Consider the following 18151-nt stretch of genomic DNA (forward strand, 5'->3'; position numbering starts at 1 on the left):
GAGGAGCGCCGCACCGCCAGCACCGGGGGCACCGTGACGTTGCGGGCTCCGCCGACCTCGCCGTCCCCCTCGCGGCCCGAGCGCTCGCACACGAAGCGCACCGCGTCACGGGCCATGGCCTCCACCGGCTGCTCGACGCTCGTGAGTGAGAACTCCTCCCGGCTGGCCAGGTAGGTGTCGTCGTAGGACACCAGAGGCGCACCGCCCGACGGGTCCGGCCCCCGCTGGCTGGCGCGGATGACGCTGAGCGCGTCCAGGGCGACGACGTCGTTGTGCGCCACAACCCCCGGCGCGCCGGCGCGCACGAGCTGGTCGCGCAGGCCGGGCACGCCCGAGGCGCCGTCCACCACCGTGTCCAGCCGCAAGCCCAGCTGCCGGGCGGCGGCCGCGAGCGCCTGGCCGCGCTCGGTGGCGTTGGGGTCCTGCCCGGGGTCGGGGCACACGTACACCAGGCGCTCGGCACCGGCCTGCACCAGGTGCGAGATGACGTCGTGCGCAGCAGCCCTCTCGTCCAGGCGGATGGTGTCCACGCGCCCACCCGGGCCGGCCCGTCCGATGAGGCAGACCGGGCACACCTCGCCCAGCTCGCGCAGCTCCTCGTCCGCCAGCGCGGGCGAGACCAGTACGAGGCCCTCGACCCTGAGGGCCAGCAGGGCGTCCACCGGCCCGCGCGCGGCCCGGGCCCCGGCGCCGACGGTCACCAGCAGCGTCATGCCCCGCTGCGCCACGGCCTCCTGCAGCGCGTGGGCGACGAAGTCGAAGAAAGGGTTGCGCAGGTCCGGCAGGAGGAGCCCGATGAGCCCCGAGCGCCCCGACGCCAGGGAGGCCGCGGTCGCGTTGAGGCGGTAGCCCAGCTCCTGTGCCGCCGCGAGGATCCGCTCGCGGGTGGAGGCGGCCACACTCGGTGACCCGTTGAGCGCCAGGGACACCAGGCCCCGCGAGACGCCGGCCGCGCGTGCCACGTCCGCCTGCGTCACCATGTGTCCCATCATTGCCCCCTCGCGTCGGCCACCGGGCCACGGACGGTCGCCCGGTGGCACGGTATCCCAGCCGGCCGCAGTGGCTGTGCGCGTTCCCACACCCGCCCACCTCCTCGGTTTGCGCTCGAACCTACGGGGTTCTCCCAGGGAGTTCGCGCGCAAACCGAGGAGGTGGGGGAAGGCACGGCGTACCGCTGTGCGCGTCCCCACACCCGACGTCGGACATCGGGCGGGTCTTTGGTCGCACACGGCCCGTGTTTGGAGGCAGAATCACTGTGGAGCGACGACCCGACCAGGCCGCCCTGCTCAACAACGAGGAACTGCAAAGGAAAGCTCAACGTGGCGCGCAGCATCTACATCGCCTCACCCACTGCCGGGACCGGCAAGTCCACGATCACTCTCGGGCTCATCTCGTCGCTGACGAAGGTCGTCGCAAAGGTCGGCGTCTTCCGTCCCTTCGTCATCTCGCGCGATGACGACCCCACCCTCGACCTGCTGCTGGCCCGCTCCGGCTCCACGACGCCGCCCGCGCAGGCCACGGGCGTGACCTGGGACGAGTTCCACGCCGACCCGGAGGAGGCCCTGTCGCGCATCGTTGACGCCTACCGGGCCGTCGCCCGCGAGCACGACGTCGTCGTCATCGACGGCTCCGACGGCGAGGACCCGGCCGGCGCCCCCAGGCTGTCGCTGACCGCCCGTGTCGCCGCCAACATGGGCGTGCCCGTCATGCTCGTCGTCTCCGGCGCCCAGAGCCCCGAGGACGTGCGATCCTCCGTGGAGGTGGCCATCGCCGAGATCGCCGAGAACCACGCCCGTACGGTCGCCGTCGTCGCCAACCGCTGCGAGCCGGCCACGCGCAGCGCCGTCGCGGAGGCCCTCGCCGGGGTCCCCGGGGTCATCTCGACGACGATGCCCGAGGTGGCGCTGCTGTCGGCCCCCACCGTGCGGGAGATCTCCGAGGCCCTGGGCGGCACGCTCATCCTCGGTGACGAGGCGCTGATGGACCGCGAGGCGGAGGGCGTGCTCATCGCCGCCATGGACGTCTCGCACATCATGGACCGCCTCGCCGAGGGCCAGGCCGTCATCGTCCCGGCGGACCGCTCCGCCGTCGTCGTCTCACTGGCGGCCGCCCACGCCTCGGCGGGCTTCCCCGCCCTGGCCGCCCTTATCCTCAACGGCGGCTTCACCCCCGCCCCCTACACCCTGTCGCTCATGAAGGGCCTGGACCAGGCTCTTCCGGTCATCACGACCTGTCTGGACACCTACGAGGCCGCCCAGGCGGCGGGTGCGGTTGCCGGGAACCTGGGCAGGGCCTCGCAGCGCAAGATCGACGTCGCCGTCACCACCTTCGAGCAGGAGACCAACGTCGAGGCCCTGCTGGCCGCCCTCGAGGTGGAGCCCAGCGAGGTGGTCACCCCCGTGATGTTCCAGGCGGAGCTCGTCGAGCGCGCCCGGTCGCAGCGGCGCACCATCGTCCTGCCCGAGCCCGATGACGACCGCATCCTGCACGCCACCGACGCCATCCTGCGCCGCGGCATCGCCGACATCGTCCTCCTGGGCGAAGAGGCCATCGTGCGCTCGCGCGCCGCCGAGCTGGGCCTGGACGTGTCCGCCGCGCGCGTGGTCGCCACTGACGACCCCGCGCTGTTGGACAAGTACGCCGCCGAGTTCGCCCGCCTGCGCGCCAAGAAGGGCGTGACCCTCGAGCAGGCTCGCGAGAAGGTCCAGGACGTGTCCTACTTCGGCACGATGATGGTCCACATGGGTGACGCCGACGGCATGGTCTCCGGCGCGGCCCACACGACCGCTCACACGATCGTGCCCTCCTTCCAGATCATCAAGACCCGCCCGGGTACCTCCATCGTCTCCTCCGTGTTCCTCATGCTCCTGCAGGACCGCGTGCTCGTCTACGGCGACTGCGCCGTCAACCCCGAGCCCACCGCCGAGGAGCTGGCGGACATCGCGATCTCCTCGGCGCAGACGGCCCGCCAGTTCGGCGTCGAGCCGCGCGTGGCCATGCTGTCCTTCTCCACCGGCGACTCCGGCAAGGGCGCGGACGTGGACAAGGTCCGTCAGGCCACCGAGCTCGTGCGCGCCAAGGCCCCCGAGCTCGCCGTCGAGGGCCCCATCCAGTACGACGCCGCCATCGACCCGACCGTGGCCGCGAAGAAGGCTCCGGGCTCGGCCGTGGCCGGTCGCGCGAACGTCTTCATCTTCCCGGACCTGTCCAGCGGCAACATCGGTTACAAGGCCGTGCAGCGCTCCTCGGGCGCCGTTGCCATCGGCCCGGTCCTGCAGGGCCTCAACAAGCCCGTCAACGACCTGTCGCGCGGCGCACTGGTCGAGGACATCGTCAACACCGTCGCCATCACGGCCGTCCAGGCCCAGGGCTGAGGCGCGCGGGGCGCCGTCGGCCGTGCCCGACGGCGCCCCGTCGCCTGTCCCGCCGCCCCTGCCCCGTCCCCCTCCCCCGACCGACGCTCTCGTAGAAAGACCCTCATGACCTCGCGCACCGTCCTCGTCATCAACTCAGGCTCCTCCTCCATCAAGTACCAGCTGGTCGATCCCGACTCCGGTGCGGCGCTGGCCTCCGGCCTCGTCGAGCGCATCGGCGACGTCCAGGGCGCGATCATCCACAAGGTGGACGGCGCCAAGCACGTCGTCGAGGAGCCGGTGCCGGACCATGGCTTCGGCCTGTCCGAGGTCCTGCGGCTCTTCGACGAGCACGGCCCCCGCCTGGCCGAGGCCAACATCGTGGCGGTGGGGCACCGCGTGGTCCAGGGCGGCAAGTTCTTCAACGGCCCGGCCCTGCTCACCGACGAGGTCGTCGCCACCATCGAGGAGCTCGTGCCGCTGGGCCCGCTGCACAACCCGGCGCACCTCAAGGGCATCGAGGTGGCCCGCCAGCTCATGAGCGACATCCCCCAGGTCGCGGTCTTCGACACCGCCTTCTTCCAGGACCTGCCGGAGGAGGCTGCCCGCTACGGCCTCAACCGCGAGGTCGCTGACCGCTACTCCATCCGCCGCTACGGCGCCCACGGCACCAGCCACCAGTACGTCTCGGGGGAGATCTCCAAGCGCCTGGGCCGTGACGACCTCAAGCAGATCGTCCTGCACCTGGGCAACGGCGCCTCCGTGTCCGCCGTCGTCGGTGCCCACGCGGTGGAGACCTCGATGGGCCTGACGCCCCTGGAGGGCCTGGTCATGGGCGGACGAACCGGGGACATCGACCCCGCGGCCGTCTTCCACCTCGTGCGTGTGGCGGGCATGTCCATCGACGAGATCGACCACCTGTTCAACCGCGAGTCCGGCATGAAGGGCCTGACCGGAGAGTCCGACATGCGTGAGGTCACCCGCATGATGGACGAGGGCAACCAGGACGCCATCGACGCGATGAACATCTACCTGCACCGCCTGACCAAGTACGTGGGCGCCTACACGGCGGTCATGGGCGGTCTGGACGCCCTCACCTTCACCGCCGGCATCGGCGAGAACGACGCCCGTCTGCGCGCCGCTCTGTGCGAGCGCCTGGCCTACCTGGGCATCAGGATCGACGCCGAGGCCAACGAGCGCCGCTCGGACGAGCCGGTGACGATCTCGACGCCGGAGTCCTCCGTCGTCGTCACGGTGCTGCCGACGAACGAGGAGCTGGCCATCGCGCGCCAGGCGCTGAGCCTCATCTGAGCCCGCCGGCCTGGGCCGGCTGCACGAGCGGCGCCGTCCGTCCCCGGTGGGGCGGGCGGCGCCGCTCGTGCTGTCACCGGTCCGGCAGGACATCGGATCCACCCTTCACATGGTCGCGTGGTCCATACGCGTTGGCTGAGCTGACGGATGATGATGACGTAATTGGCCGGGCTGAACGCGACTGTCGTGGCCGGTGCTTGGCGCTGGTCACCGAGTGAGGCCCCGTCCGCCTGGTGGTGACCTACCTGGAGCAGGAGGCCTTGACAGCGTCCCCGCTGACGAAGAGGTTGTTCAGATCCAGGACGCTCATCTTGTCTTAGACCTGAAGGCGCGCCTGCCCCGTGGTGACGAGGACCCCGCCACCGATCGGCTCTTCGCGGCGTCTGCGCAGGGTGGTGGCTAAGCAAGTGAGTGCCACGACCTTGAGGTGGGCAACACTCGGCGTGAGGACCTGGACGAGCTCATCGAGCACGATCCTGCCAGGCGCTCAAGGCAGGTGGAGCCAGACGGGTGGGTGACGACCGCCGGACCAGGCACCCACCTCACGGCGCAGCCTCTAAGCGTGGCCCTAGTATTGAGGAATGGAGTTCTCAGAGGACCAGGCGGTAGCTCGCGCTGCACACGAGCGCGCAGTTCGAGCGAGACACGAGCGGAAGCTGAAGGAGGACTGGGAAACCAGCCGAGAATTCATATCCAGATTCGCTCAGTTCCTCAAGAAGTACGGCTATGAGCCCGTCCCGGTCTTCGTCGCCGACCACTATCACCGTCCTCTTCTGTTCTTCAGTGGACGCTTGCATTTCAAGCAGGTGGGAATGGGGTGGGCGCTCCGTAGCCTGGACGATGGGCCTGTTAATCCCCACGCAATCTTGGATTCTGGGTCGGCCTACCGGAGCGCAGTGCTTCGCGACGCTTCCGCCCCCGAGTCGACACGCCACTGGTGCTACGGTAACGTCCCCAGGGACCTACCCCGTTCAGGTTATTTCATCACCGTCGATCTGTTGCCGAACAGGAAAGATCGGACTCCCACTTCACAATCCCCACTGTCCCCCGCAGACTCATTCGATCTTGAGCGCATCATGAAGAGGCTGAACAACATGTCAGCATCTATTGTAAACGGCCGACAGGATCTGCCCGGAAATATTGACACTTTTGTTTAGGGTCCATCTTCTACAGGAGAAGACGTCACTGACGAAGGATCTGTAGCGGCGGGGATTATGCCGCTTGTGGCACTGGTTGCCACAGGTGTATCGAAGCACGCAAGGCGGAACATGGGCCCGTCGGCCCCGTGACGGACCCCGGGTCGTCCGCGGGTGTCACATGACCATCCATGTCCACCTGACCCGCGTCATCGGGACCAGGCTGTGCGTCAGCGCATACCGGGCCGCACCCACGAGGCCTACCCCACAGCAATCACCCACGTTCACGTGGGCTCAGAAGAGTGTGCCGTCGGCCTCCTGCTGGGCACGCAGGCGGGCGCGGCGCTCAGCGGTGGCCCCGGGCACGACCTCGCCCTGCGGGGCGGGTACGGCGGCCCGCTCGTACGTGGCCAGGGTGGCTGCGCTGTCGGCCGGCTCGAGCAGGCCGTCCGGCTGGGCCGGGGCCGGCCCCCCGTGCGTCCACCCCGGTCCCGTGGGCACCGCTGTGCCGCGCTGGTAGGCGGTGGCGGCGGCGCGGGCGCAGTCGTCGGCCCGCTCGTTGGCCGGGTGCCCGGCGTGGCCCTTGACCCACTCGAAACGCACCTGGCGGCCGGCCAACGCGGCGTCGAGGGCCTTCATGAGGTCGTCGTTGAGGACCGGCTTGCCGTCGGCCTTGCGCCAGCCGCGCCGCTTCCACCCCGGCATCCACTTGGTGAGGGAGTTGATGACGTACTGGGAGTCGGCCTGGATGAGCAGGTCCTGGCCCGTGTGCGCGGTGGCGCGCAGCAGCTCAAGGACGGCGGTGAGCTCGCCCCGGTTGTTGGTGGACTCCGGCCAGCCGCCGGCGGCCCAGCAGGACTCGTCCACGTACCAGGCCCAGCCCGCGGGGCCGGGGTTTCCCAGGGCGGAGCCGTCCACCGCAGCGATGATCGTCATGGGTGGGAGCCTACCGGCGGCCCGTACGCCCTCGACCCGGGCCTCAGCCGGCGAGCCCGGGCAGGAGCCGGGTCAGGCCGGCCGCCAGCATGCCCACCGCGATCGCCGCGAGGATCATCCCCATGAGCCGGGTCATGATCGTGCGCAGCGTGAGCGACATGTGCCGACCGATGGTGGCCGAGAAGTGCAGCACGATGCCCAGTGCCCCCAGGACCAGGACGAGAGCGAGCACGACGGCGGCGAACCCCTCCACGCCGTCGGCCTGGGAGAACAGGACAATGATGGTGGTGATGGTCCCGGGGCCGACGATCATGGGGAAGGCCATGGGGTAGAAGGCGACGTCATTAGCCGCGGCGTGCTCGACGGCGTGGGTCTTCTCCGTCTTGCTGCCCTCGTGCGCGCTTGAGCCGTGCCCGCTGAGCATGCCCAGCGCGATGGTGAGCAGGACCAGCCCCCCGGCGACCCGGAAGTCGTCGATGCTGATCCCGAAGAAGCGCAGCAGGGCCGAGCCGCTGACCGCGACCACCGCGCACATGAGGGCGCTGGACAGGGTTGTGCGCCAGGCGGTCCGCCGCTGCTGGGAGGGCTCCTGCCCGGCCGTCAGGGACAGGAATATCGGCAGGTTGACGAAGGGGTTCATGATGGCGAAGAACGCCCCCAGGGCCTTGACGAGCAGGGTGAGGTCCATGACGTCATTGTGTCCCACCAACGGCTGTGGGGCGCGCACCCAGCGGTGCGCACCCCACGTCGCTCAAGCGGGCAGCGTGCCCGCGGTGTCTCAGGCGTCGAGGTCGGTCTCGAGCAGGGCCTTGAGGGCGTCCAGGGCACCCTCGGCGCCCTCGGCGTCGGAGGCGAGGGTGACGACGTCGCCGAAGCCAGCGCCCAGCGTCATGACGCCGAGGATGGAGGAGGCGTCAACGGGAGCCCCGCCCTCCTTGGCGATCGTGACCGGGACGCCCTGCTCGGCGACGGCCTTGACGAAGGTGGCGGCGGGGCGGGCGTGCAGACCGACGCGGGAGGCGATGGTGGCGGTGACCTGTGCCATAAGAGCTCCTTGAGAGTCAGAGTTGGTGCCACGGTCGCGGCACCCGGTCCCGTGCCCCTGGCGGGTGCGGGCGGCGGGTCCGAACGTGGTCACCCTACCGGACGGTTGCACCTGTGCGGGAGCCAGGAAGCGCGGTGTGCGTCAACGGGTCGGCGTGGCGGAGTAGGGCGCCAGGACCACCTCGACCCGCTGGAGCTCCTTGACGTCGGAGTAGCCCGTCGTGGCGAGCGTGCGGCGCAGGGCGCCGACGATGTTGAGGGTGCCGTCGGCGCGGTCCGAGGGGCCGTTGAGGATCTCCTCGAGGGAGCCGACCGTGCCCACCCAGGAGCGGTAGCCTCGGGGCAGGCGCTCGTGGTGGGCCTCGTCGCCCCAGTGGTAGCCCCCGCCGGGCGCCTCCGCAGCGCGGGCGAGGGCAGCGCCGAGCATGACGGCGTCGGCACCGCAGGCGATGGCCTTGACGACGTCGCCGGAGTTGCCCACCGAGCCGTCGGCAATGACGTGGACGTAGCGCCCCGCGGACTCGTCCAGGAAGTCGCGGCGCGCGGCGGCGACGTCCGCCACGGCGGTGGCCATGGGCATGTGAAGCCCCAGGACCTGACGCACCGAGGAGGTGGCCCCTCCACCCTGGCCGACGAGGACGGCGGCGGCGCCGGTGCGCATGAGGTGCAGGGCCGCGGTGTAGGTGGTCACGCCCCCGACGATGACGGGCACGTCGAGCTCGTAGATGAAGCGCTTGAGGTTGAGCGGCTCGACCGTGCCGGAGACGTGCTCGGCGGAGACGGCTGCCCCGCGGATGACGAAGAGGTCAACGCCCGCCTCGACGACGGTGCGCCAGTGCCGCTGGGTCTGGGCGGGGCTCAGGCGCCCGGCGACGACGACGCCGGCCTGGCGGACCTCGGTGAGGCGGGCGGTGATGAGCTCGGGGCGGATGGGGGCGCGGTAGACCTCCTGCATCACCCGGGTCGCCTCACCGGGTCCCGCCCGGCGGATGCGGTCGTAGGCCTCGGAGGGGTCCTCGTAGCGGGTCCACAGGCCCTCGAGGTCGAGCACGCCGACGCCGCCGAGCCTGCCGACGAGGACGGCGGTCTCGGGGCTGGTGACCGAGTCCATGGGGGCGGCCATGACCGGCAGGTCGAGGTGGTAGGCGTCGAGCTGCCAGCCCACGCGCACGTCCTGGGTGTCGCGGGTGCGCCTGGCGGGCACGAGCGCGATGTCGTCGAAGGAGTAGGCCCGGCGAGCGCGCTTGGAGCGCCCGATCTCGATCTCACCGCTCATGGGTCGATGGTAGGCCAGGCGGCTTTGGCGGACCCGGACGGCAGTCCCGGCCCCCGGGGCGCGGGGCTCCCCGCGTCGAAGGCGCGACGCTGGCGGGCCCCGCCGTCGGACACCGCTGGCGGGCACCGGAATGGGTGTCGGAGCCCGCTGCCATACTCGGCCCATGACCACACGCGACTCCCGTCCCGCCGCTGCCGGCTGGGCCGCCGGCCCCCTGCTCGGCTTCGACACCGAGACCACCGGGGTGGACCCGTTCTCCGACCGCCTCGTCACCGCGGCCCTCGTCTCGCGCGGGCCGCGTGGCGCGGACGGTTCCCGCGGCCAGCAGGTGCGCACCTGGCTGGCGGATCCGGGCGTCGAGATCCCCCCGGCGGCGGCGGCCGTGCACGGAATCACCACCGAGCGGGCGCGGGCCGAGGGGCGGCCTGCGGCCGAGGTGTTGGAGGAGGTCGCCGCTGCCCTGGCCGCGGCGATGGCCCAGGGCACCCCGGTGGTCGTCTTCAACGCCTCCTTCGACCTCACCCTCATGGAGTCCGAGCTCTCCCGCCACGGCCTGGCGCCCCTGTCGGAGCGTCTGGGCCGTGTCCCCGCGCCCGTCCTCGACCCCCTCGTGCTCGACCGGGCAGCGGACCGCTGGCGCAAGGGCAAGCGGCGCCTGTCCGACATGTGCTCCGTCTACGGCGTGCGGGTCGATGAGGCCCTGCACACGGCCGAGGTGGACGTCGCGGCCACCCTCGACGTCCTGGAGGCCATCGCCCGCGTCCACCCGACCATCGGGCACACGGACCTGGCCGCCCTGCAGGTCCTCCAGGTGGATGCGCACCGGGCCTGGGCCGAGTCCCTCAACCGGTGGCTCGCCCGCCAGGGCCGCACCCCGGACGCAGACCCCGGCTGGCCGCTGGCCGCCCAGGGGTGACGGGGAGCAGGCCGCGAGCGCGACAGAGACGAGTCACACATCACACAAGTGCGCGTCGAACATTTACGTCAGGACAGTCTGCCAGTATGGTTGCCCTCCATCACGTCCTTCCGCACACACCGTACCGAGCCATCCAAAAGCAGGTCATAGGGCAGATGAGCGCAACAGCCCCAATCGTATCGACGGACCCTCAAGAGCTCCCCAGGAAAGAGATGCCCTACCGGGTCGTCACCTCCGTGCAAACGTCGCGACCTGCTGGGCTGGATGCCTTGTACCAGCGGTCCTACGAGAACGTTCTGAGGATGCGAGCCCCCCGCAAGGCGCAGGCTCCTGGCAGGAAGCCGCCCACCGCCTGACCTCGACACGTCCCGCCCGCCCATGAAACCTCATCGTCTCATCCGGACGATATGGCCAGTCCGGCGCTCCTCGTCGGGCCGAGACAGCCAGCCCGGTCCTGACTCGTCCTCCTCCCCCGGCGCAGACGTCGGCGGGCGGCTGTTTCGCCCTCACACGCCTGAGGGCGCCCAAGAGCCCACCTGGACACTCACATGCTCGGTCCCTGAGCTGGTGCAGCGCGCGGAGTTCCAGAGCGCTGTCTACTCCGCCCGGCCACTGTGGCTAAGACGCCTGGTGCAGACGGTGAGCTTCATCGACGACAGCACGATGAAGCGTTCGATGAGCATCGACCTTCGAGGCCGCGCCCTCACGAGCCTGCTGGACAGGTACACCTTTGGCCAGGACTCGATCTTCATTCCGGTGCTCACCGGCATGGTTCCTGGACCTATTCTCGACATCGACGCCTCCTCCTGCGCCCGGCAGAGTCTCAACGTCGCGCGACGTCACGAGAACATCGAGGCCACGACGCTCCAGGTCGTCGGCGCCATCTGGACGAGTCTTGATGACCAGCAGCGAGTCCGGGACGACCAGCCATGGATCGAGGCCTTGGCTCTGTCCGTCCACCACTTCCTCACCTACCGGCCGCAGACGCGTGAGCAGCTGGTGGCACGGCTCATCGGCGAACGGGCCGCGCTGGCGTTCCACGAGTACGACGAGCACAGCTCCCAGCCGGCCGGGGAGAGCGATCGATCACAGACCTCGGACGATGACCGGTCTCCGGCAGGCTCGCGTACCCCGTCGGCTCAGTACCGACGCCAGCTCCTTGGCCTCGTGCGCCAGGACGCTGACGCAGCACTGTGTGAGGCTCCGCAACCGGTCCTCGACATGCTGCTGTTCGGCATCTTGGACCAGGGCGGGGGTGAGGTCAGCACCTCCACCTACTCCTTCCTCAACGAGATCGAGGCGCAGAAGAACCGTTACACGCTGCACCTGGTCTACGTGCCCGGCAAGGACTCCCAGGACAACGTCCTCGACGACGTCATCAAGGTCGTGTGGCTTGACAAGTACGCACCGCCCCGCCCCGCGATAGACTCGCACAAGCGACGGCAACGCAAACCCTGGCTCATTGACTTCTGGCCATTACCGAAGAGCTACGCGGTCCCGGTCCCGCTGTTCAACGACGGCTCCACCACCGTCGCCACCCATCTGAGGGTCCTCGCCCCCGAGGACATGACCCTCGGGAGGATCTCCGTTGCGCGCGGGGGTCTGCTGCACAAGGAGCGCGAGGAGGACAGGCTGCTCCTGCACCACTGGCCACAGCCGTCCTCCCAGTCATCTCCCCAGCCGCCTCCCCCCTCACCCACCCTCTCGAACGCTCCTCACGAGCCCGTCGTGGAGCTCATCACCAACGCGCACCAGGCCGAGGTCCTGCGCCACCACCGTCGCACCCACGCACCCGAGGAACGCCCTGAGGACCAACGAGGCGACGTCTGGACAGAGTGGCAGGTCTTAGTCAGCCTGAACCCGAGGAGGAGGTACTTTCTCGCCCCCGCCTTGGTCAATCTCCTGCTCACACTCGCGCTCATCATCGGTATCCACGCGACGACACGCCACCCTTGCCGCCCGAACGACCATGTCACCCTGCTCATCGGGATCATCCTGCCTGCGCTGACGCTCAACCTGGCCATCCCACGCGAGCATGCGCTTATCACGGCAACTCAGTCACTCGGCCGGACGCTCGCCTTCACCGCCAGCGCGGTCTCAGCGATGTACGCCATATCGATCTCGTTCCGCCTCCCGGACTGCGTGCACGAGCCCTTGTTCTGGGTCGCTGCGGTCCTGCTGGGGCTCTCGATCGCCTATCTTCTCACCCGTATCACGCTCATCGAGTGCTCCACCATCGAGGCCTTCCGCCTTCGCCACAACCTCAGGAACCTCGGCCCAACCGACTCGCAGAGAGATGATGTTCCTCAATACTCCTGTCTCGGGCGGGGGCTCAGGGCCGAGTTGTGGTTGCTGGGGCTCGGTGAACTGGCCCTGCGAGCCGTGGGAGCCTCGGCCCCCACCCCGTCCTCTCTCGACCGGATCGCAGGCTGGTGGGACAAGGCCGTCACGGCCTCCACGGTAGAGCGCGCCACGCGCACCGGCCTGTGCTGACCGCTCCTGTGCCGCCTCATGAGGCCTTGGCCAGGGCCTGTCTCCAGGCCATCGGCTTGCCCATGTGCAGCAGGCCCCGGTCGTAGACGCGGGCACCGAGGAGGATGACGACGACCGTCGTGGCCACCAGCAGCGCTACCGAGAGCACCGGCTCCCACCAGGCGACACCGCCCAGGAAGATGCGCACCGGCAGCGCGATGGGCGAGCTGAAGGGGATGTAGCTGAGGACCGTCATGAAGGTCTCGTTCGAGCCGCCGAAGGCGACCCCGAGGTACGGCAGCATGACCAGCCAGGTCATGGGCTGCAGGACGGTCTGGAGGTCCTCGTTGCGCGAGACCAGGGCCGCCCCGGCGGCGAACATGGAGGCCATCATGACGAAGCCGATGATGAACAGCGGGATGAACCACAGCACCGGTCCCACCAGGTCCCCGGCGGGCAGGACCTCGTCGTTGATGGCCAGGCCCAGCAGCACCGCCCCGGCGGTCAGCACGATCTGGACCAGCGCCGCCAGCGAGTTGCCCAGGATCTTGCCGGTGAGCAGGGCCGTGGAGCTGATGGAGGCCAGGAGGATCTCGACGATGCGCGTCTCCTTCTCCTCGACCACCGACTGGGCGATGGACATGCCGAAGCCGATGGTGGCGGTCATCCACACCATGGCGAAGCCCAGGGGCAGCAGGTAGCGGATCGCCGGGTTGGGGGCGTTGGGGTCGAGCAGCTCCACGGCTGGGGAGACCGACAGCCCCTGGACCAGTGCCTCCGGCAGGTCGCTGAGCGCGAGGACCTTCAAGCCCACGGGGCTGTCCTCGTCGGGCACGACGGCGGCGTCGGCGCTTCCGTCCACGACCGCCTGCCGGGCGGCCTCGGCGTCGGCAACCTGCGTGACCTCGATGTCGGGCACGGCCCCGAGGGCGACGGCCTCGCTGGGCGCCGCGGCCACGGTGTCCGGTCCGCCCCCGACGATGTCACCGAGCCTGGGGCCCAGAACCACGACGAGAAGCATGAGCAGCACCGTGATGACGGTCGAGATGATGAAGGCCTTCGACAGGAAACGGGCCTTGATCTCACGGCGCGCGACGACGGCGACCGTGGTCTGGAAGCTGGGTCGGGTGCTCACTTGGTCATCTCCTTGTAGGTCTCGTGCAGGGAGCGGGTCACGCGCCGGAAGACCGTGACGGTGCCGCGCTGGAGCGCCTCCGCCAGGACCCGGTTGGCGGCGCCGGCGTCGTGGGCCCTAAAGCGCACGTAGCCGCCGTCGTACTCGAGCACCTCGGTGCCGGTGTCCCCCACCCACCCGGTGTCCGATCCGGTCTCCATCTCCCACTCGTTCGTGGTGGACGCCTCCAGCAGCTCGGTGCGGGTGCCCGCGGCCCGGATCTCGCCCTCGCGGATGATGACGAGCCGGTCGCACAGGCGCTCGACGACGTCGAGCTGGTGGGAGGAGAACAGCACGGGGGCTCCCTGGGCGGCGTACTCGCGCAGCACCTGGACGGTGGCGTCCACGGACTCGGGGTCGAGCCCGGAGAAGGGCTCGTCGAGGATGAGGGCCGCGGGACGGTGGACGAGGGCGGCCGCAATCTGCACGCGCTGCTGGTTGCCCAGGGACAGGGACTCCAGGGTGTCGGTCGGCTCTCCCTTGAGCTGGAGGCGCTCGAGCAGCTCCAGGGCGTGGCTGTGGGCGTCCGCGGCCTCCATCCCGTGCAGCCGAGCGAGGTAGACGAGCTGGTCGATGACCTTCATCTTGGGGTACAGGCCCCGCTCCTCGGGCATGTAGCCGATGGCGGCGCGCTGGTCTGCGGTGATGGGCTCGCCGTCGACGAGCACCTGCCCGTCCTGCGCCGCCAGCACCCCGAGGATGATGCGCATGGCGGTGGTCTTGCCGGCACCGTTGCCGCCGACGAAACCGGTCATCATGCCGGGGTGGATGTCGAAGGAGACGTCCTTAAGGACGTGCTTGTCACCGAAGAACCGGTGGACGTTGCGGACGCTGATCATGCCTCCAGGCTAGGCGGGCGCCCCAGTCCTCCGCCTCCCGCGGCAGGGCGAGCCTCGCTCTCCCCCGCACGGGGGATCAGCCGGTCACGCCGTGCCTGAAGGCCCAGATGACGGCGGCCACCCGGTCGCGCAGGCCGAGCTTGGCCAGGATGTTGGACACGTGCGTCTTGACGGTCTCGGTGCTCACGTACAGCTCGGCGGCGATCTCCGCGTTCGTCAGCCCACGTGCCAGGCACCGCAGGGTGTCCAGCTCGCGCTCCGTGAGCAGGTCACCCGCCGGGGTGCCGGCCGCGGAGCCGGACCGGGGGGTGCCGGCGTAGCGGGTGAGGACCCGGCGGGTGACCTCGGGCATGAGCAGCGCGTCGCCGCGTCCGAGCACCTGGACGGCCTCGATGAGCTTCTCCGCCTCGGCGGTCTTGAGCAGGAATCCGCTGGCTCCGGCGTCCAGGGTCTCGAAGAGGAAGTCGTCACGGTCGAAGGTGGTGAGGATGAGCACGGCGGCACGGCACCCGCGGGCGACGAGCTCGCGGGTGGCGGCGATGCCGTCCATGACGGGCATCTGCACGTCCATGCAGATGACGTCGGGGTCCAGCCGGGTGGCCTGGGCCAGGGCCTCGGCGCCGTTGACCGCCTCCCCCACCACCTCCAGGCCCGGCTCGCTGTCCAGGATGGTGCGGAAGCCGGCCCGGATGAGCTGCTGGTCGTCCACGAGCAGCACCCGGGTCATGCCGGTACCTCCTGCGGGGCCAGGGCGTCCGCCACCGGTATCCGGGCGCGCACGCGGAAGCCGCCGCGGGGCTTGGTGCCCACCTCCAGGGTTCCGCCGACGGCGGCAACCCGCTCGCGCATGCCGACCAGCCCCGTACCGGTCCCGGGCACGGGGCTGTGACCACCGTAGCCGTCGTCGGAGACCTCGAGCTCGACCAGCTCGGGGCGCACCCGCAGGCGCACCGCCACGCTCGCGCCGGCTCCCGCGTGCTTGGCCGCGTTGGTCAGGCCCTCCTGCGCCACCCGGTAGAGGACCAGCCCGATGACGGGGCTGACCCGCACCGCCCCACCGATGTGCTCGAAGGTGGTCCGGGTACCGCTCAGGCGGGCCTGCTCCACCAGCTGGGGGATGTCGTCGACGGTGGGCGGCGCCTCCTCCTGGCCGTCGCTGCGCAGGGTGAGCACCAGGGTGCGAAGCTCGGCCACGGCCTGGCGGGCTGCGGACTCGATCTGCCGGAGCGGGACGGCGGCCTCCAGGGAGCCGTGCCGCTGAGGGTCGCGCTCCAGCAGGCGCCGGGCGGCCGCGGCCTGGACGGACATGGTGGTGACATGGTGGGCGACGACGTCGTGCAGCTCGCGGGAGATGCGCAGCCGCTCCTGCCCGACGGCGGCGTCCACGAGCTCGGCACGCAGCTCGCGGATGTCGGTGTAGGCCCGCTCCAGCTCGGCTCTGGCCACGGCCCGCGCCCACTCGCGGTCACCGAAGACCCAGGCCGCGGCAAAGAAGGCGGTGTTGATGAAGAGCTGGAAGACGAGCAGCGCCAGGAGCTGACGCACGGGCACGGCCTGAGCCGTCCCGAGGAGCCCGAGGTAGCGGTGGAGGACGACGGCCACGAGCCACGCCCCCATACCCAGGCAGATGAGGGCACGCACCTGCGTGGCGCGCCGACGCTGGGAGGACCAGGCGCCGATGGAGAAGAAGGAGAGGAACAGCAGCACCTGGGAGGTGGTGAGGTCGAACCCCGTGAGGGTGCCGAGAACCGCGTAGGCGACCGACTGTGTCACCCCGACGACGAGCGGGTGCCGGCGTCGCCAGGCCAAGGGCAGCGCGAGCAGCGCGCTGCCGAGCACCTGCCAGGCCGCGTCCTGCTGGAACTGGGAGACCCCGCCGGCGGAGGACAGCCAGGCCATGAAACCGCCGAGCGCCGCCAGCAGCGCCGCGGTGCGGGCATCGGCACGCCGGTAGCCGGAGGGAAGAGGGCGGTCCTTGAGCACAGGGGTCTGCGGCCCGGTCGCACGAGCGGCGCCCTGGCCACCCGTCGCCGGGCCGGTCATCCGCGCCCGGAGTAGTTGGGGGCCTCGACCGTCATCTGCACGTCGTGCGGGTGGGACTCCTTGAGCCCGGCCGCGGTGATGCGCACGAAGCGCCCGTTGGCCTTGAGATCGCTGATCGTGCGGGCGCCGACGTAGAACATCGACTGGTGCAGGCCACCGACGAGCTGGTAGACGACGTCGGCCAGGGAACCGGAGAAGGGGACCTGTCCCTCGATGCCCTCGGGAACGATCTTGGAGTCGCTGGACACGTCGGCCTGGAAGTAGCGGTCCTTGGAGTAGGAGCGGCGTCCGCGCGAGCTCATGGCGCCCAGGGAGCCCATGCCGCGGTAGCGCTTCCACTGCTTGCCGTTGACGAAGACGAGGTCCCCCGGGGACTCGGTGCAGCCAGCGAGCAGTGAGCCGAGCATGACGGTGTCCGCACCGGCGACCATGGCCTTGGCGATGTCACCGGAGTACTGCAGGCCGCCGTCGGCGATGAGGGGCACCCCGGCGGGGGTGCAGGCGCGAGCGGCCTCGTAGACGGCCGTGACCTGGGGAACGCCGACGCCGGCGACGACGCGGGTGGTGCAGATCGAGCCCGGGCCGACCCCGACCTTGACGGCGTCCACGCCGGCGTCGATAAGCGCCTGGGCGCCCTCACGGGTGGCAACGTTGCCGCCGATGACCTCGATGCCGGCGAAGCCGGAGTCGTTCTTGATCCGGGAGATCATGTCCAGGGCGAGGCGGGCGCCGCCGTTGGCGGTGTCAACGACGAGCACATCGACCCCAGCCTCGGCCAGGGCGCCGGCTCGCTCCCACGTGTCGCCCCAGTAGCCGACGGCGGCGCCGACGACGAGGCGGCCCTCGGCGTCCTTGGTGGCGTTGGGGTACTGCTCGGTCTTGACGAAGTCCTTGACCGTGATGAGGCCGGTGAGACGGCCCTCGGCATCGACGAGGGGCAGCTTCTCGATGCGGTGCTCGGCGAGCAGGGCCTTGGCGTCCTCGCGGGAGATGCCGGTGGGTCCCGTGATGAGGCGCTCGCGCGGGGTCATGCAGTCGCGCACACGCAGCTCGGTCCAGGCCGAGGGGGGCACGAAGCGCAGGTCGCGGTTGGTGATGATGCCCAGGAGGTTGCCCGCCTCATCGACCACCGGCAGGCCGGAGACCTTGTAGTGGCCGCACAGCTCGTCGAGCTGGGCGATGGTGGCCTCCGGGGTGATGGTCACGGGGTCGGAGACCATGCCGGACTCTGAGCGCTTGACCCGGCGCACCTGCTGCGCCTGGTCCTCGATGGACAGGTTGCGGTGCAGGATGCCGATGCCGCCCTGCCGGGCCATGGCGATGGCCATACCGGACTCGGTGACGGTGTCCATGGCCGCGGACAGCAGCGGCGTGGACAGGCTGATCTTCTTGGTCAGGCGGGAGGTCGTGTCAACCTCGGAGGGGATGACGTCGGTGAGCCTCGGCAGGAGGAGGACGTCGTCGTAAGTCAGGCCGGTGGGTGCGAAGAGGTCAGAGTTGGTGATCGAGTCGCTCACCCTCCGCATGGTAGGTCGGCGCCGTCGGCGGATGCACCCCGCGGCTGCGTCATCATCCTCACGCGTCCTGATGCCAGCAGGTCCTGCGCCGGGCAGGCACCGGGACGGCGGACGCGTCTGGGCGGGCAGCGCGA

14 protein-coding genes are annotated in these 18151 nt (G+C 70.3%); 4 read left to right on the forward strand and 10 right to left on the reverse strand.

From position 1 onward, the window contains the following. On the reverse strand, positions 1-980 hold a 980-nt coding region (locus ACSJJR_RS08365; RefSeq protein WP_435943043.1), incomplete at its 3' end, for a LacI family DNA-binding transcriptional regulator. 339 nt (positions 981-1319) lie between these two features. Between ACSJJR_RS08365 and pta the strand changes: the two genes are divergently transcribed. Then, the gene (gene pta / locus ACSJJR_RS08370) at positions 1320-3374 is read left to right on the forward strand and encodes a phosphate acetyltransferase (RefSeq protein ID WP_435942333.1); all 2055 of its coding nucleotides are present in this window, start codon (positions 1320-1322) and stop codon (positions 3372-3374) included. A 105-nt stretch (positions 3375-3479) separates the two neighbouring features. Next, a complete protein-coding gene (locus ACSJJR_RS08375; protein WP_435942332.1) occupies positions 3480-4664 on the forward strand; it encodes an acetate/propionate family kinase in 1185 nt (394 codons plus the stop codon). A gap of 1430 nt (positions 4665-6094) precedes the next feature. Here the strand turns inward: ACSJJR_RS08375 and ACSJJR_RS08380 are convergent. The 4 genes from ACSJJR_RS08380 to ACSJJR_RS08395 form a co-directional block, all read right to left on the reverse strand. Continuing rightward, entirely contained in the window at positions 6095-6736 is a 642-nt protein-coding gene (locus ACSJJR_RS08380; RefSeq protein ID WP_435942331.1) for a ribonuclease H family protein, read from the reverse strand. Between the two features lie 43 nt (positions 6737-6779). Then, a complete protein-coding gene (locus ACSJJR_RS08385; protein WP_435942330.1) occupies positions 6780-7424 on the reverse strand; it encodes a MarC family protein in 645 nt (214 codons plus the stop codon). 90 nt (positions 7425-7514) lie between these two features. Next, positions 7515-7781 carry an HPr family phosphocarrier protein gene (locus tag ACSJJR_RS08390; RefSeq protein ID WP_435942329.1) on the reverse strand — a complete coding sequence of 89 codons (267 nt, stop codon included), beginning with the start codon at positions 7779-7781 and terminating at the stop codon, positions 7515-7517. A gap of 141 nt (positions 7782-7922) precedes the next feature. After that, entirely contained in the window at positions 7923-9056 is a 1134-nt protein-coding gene (locus ACSJJR_RS08395) for a GuaB3 family IMP dehydrogenase-related protein (protein ID WP_435942328.1), read from the reverse strand. Between the two features lie 163 nt (positions 9057-9219). On the opposite strand from ACSJJR_RS08395, the gene ACSJJR_RS08400 reads away from it, so the two are divergent. Continuing rightward, complete coding sequence (locus tag ACSJJR_RS08400; RefSeq protein WP_435942327.1) at positions 9220-9972, forward strand: exonuclease domain-containing protein; 753 nt, start codon at positions 9220-9222, stop codon at positions 9970-9972. A gap of 567 nt (positions 9973-10539) precedes the next feature. Further along, on the forward strand, positions 10540-12465 hold the full coding sequence (locus tag ACSJJR_RS08405) for a hypothetical protein (RefSeq protein ID WP_435942326.1): 1926 nt from the start codon (positions 10540-10542) through the stop codon (positions 12463-12465). Positions 12466-12481: 16 nt separating this feature from the next. On the opposite strand, the gene ACSJJR_RS08410 is transcribed toward ACSJJR_RS08405, so the two are convergent. The 5 genes from ACSJJR_RS08410 to guaB all read right to left on the reverse strand — a co-directional run bounded on the left by ACSJJR_RS08410 (position 12482) and on the right by guaB (position 18026). Then, the gene (locus ACSJJR_RS08410) at positions 12482-13579 is read right to left on the reverse strand and encodes an ABC transporter permease (protein WP_435942325.1); all 1098 of its coding nucleotides are present in this window, start codon (positions 13577-13579) and stop codon (positions 12482-12484) included. Next, complete coding sequence (locus tag ACSJJR_RS08415) at positions 13576-14457, reverse strand: ABC transporter ATP-binding protein (RefSeq protein ID WP_435942324.1); 882 nt, start codon at positions 14455-14457, stop codon at positions 13576-13578. The genes ACSJJR_RS08410 and ACSJJR_RS08415 overlap by 4 nt, the downstream gene beginning before the upstream one ends. A 76-nt stretch (positions 14458-14533) precedes the next feature. After that, complete coding sequence (locus tag ACSJJR_RS08420; RefSeq protein WP_435942323.1) at positions 14534-15184, reverse strand: response regulator; 651 nt, start codon at positions 15182-15184, stop codon at positions 14534-14536. Continuing rightward, positions 15181-16500 carry a sensor histidine kinase gene (locus ACSJJR_RS08425; protein WP_435942322.1) on the reverse strand — a complete coding sequence of 440 codons (1320 nt, stop codon included), beginning with the start codon at positions 16498-16500 and terminating at the stop codon, positions 15181-15183. Before ACSJJR_RS08425 ends, ACSJJR_RS08420 begins: the two co-directional genes overlap by 4 nt. Further along, on the reverse strand, positions 16497-18026 hold the full coding sequence (guaB, locus tag ACSJJR_RS08430) for an IMP dehydrogenase (RefSeq protein ID WP_435942321.1): 1530 nt from the start codon (positions 18024-18026) through the stop codon (positions 16497-16499). The genes ACSJJR_RS08425 and guaB overlap by 4 nt, the downstream gene beginning before the upstream one ends. Between the last annotated feature and the right edge of the window lie 125 nt (positions 18027-18151).

The organism is Actinomyces sp. W5033 (assembly GCF_051303165.1).

Bases quoted from the DNA above. Each gene is read 5' to 3' on its own strand.
- ACSJJR_RS08375 (WP_435942332.1), top strand. From the start codon at position 3,480: ATGACCTCGCGCACCGTCCTCGTCATCAACTCAGGCTCCTCCTCCATC.
- ACSJJR_RS08380 (WP_435942331.1), bottom strand. From the start codon at position 6,736: ATGACGATCATCGCTGCGGTGGACGGCTCCGCCCTGGGAAACCCCGGC.
- ACSJJR_RS08385 (WP_435942330.1), bottom strand. From the start codon at position 7,424: ATGGACCTCACCCTGCTCGTCAAGGCCCTGGGGGCGTTCTTCGCCATC.
- ACSJJR_RS08390 (WP_435942329.1), bottom strand. From the start codon at position 7,781: ATGGCACAGGTCACCGCCACCATCGCCTCCCGCGTCGGTCTGCACGCC.
- ACSJJR_RS08395 (WP_435942328.1), bottom strand. From the start codon at position 9,056: ATGAGCGGTGAGATCGAGATCGGGCGCTCCAAGCGCGCTCGCCGGGCC.
- ACSJJR_RS08400 (WP_435942327.1), top strand. From the start codon at position 9,220: ATGACCACACGCGACTCCCGTCCCGCCGCTGCCGGCTGGGCCGCCGGC.
- ACSJJR_RS08415 (WP_435942324.1), bottom strand. From the start codon at position 14,457: ATGATCAGCGTCCGCAACGTCCACCGGTTCTTCGGTGACAAGCACGTC.
- ACSJJR_RS08420 (WP_435942323.1), bottom strand. From the start codon at position 15,184: ATGACCCGGGTGCTGCTCGTGGACGACCAGCAGCTCATCCGGGCCGGC.
- ACSJJR_RS08425 (WP_435942322.1), bottom strand. From the start codon at position 16,500: ATGACCGGCCCGGCGACGGGTGGCCAGGGCGCCGCTCGTGCGACCGGG.
- guaB (WP_435942321.1), bottom strand. From the start codon at position 18,026: ATGCGGAGGGTGAGCGACTCGATCACCAACTCTGACCTCTTCGCACCC.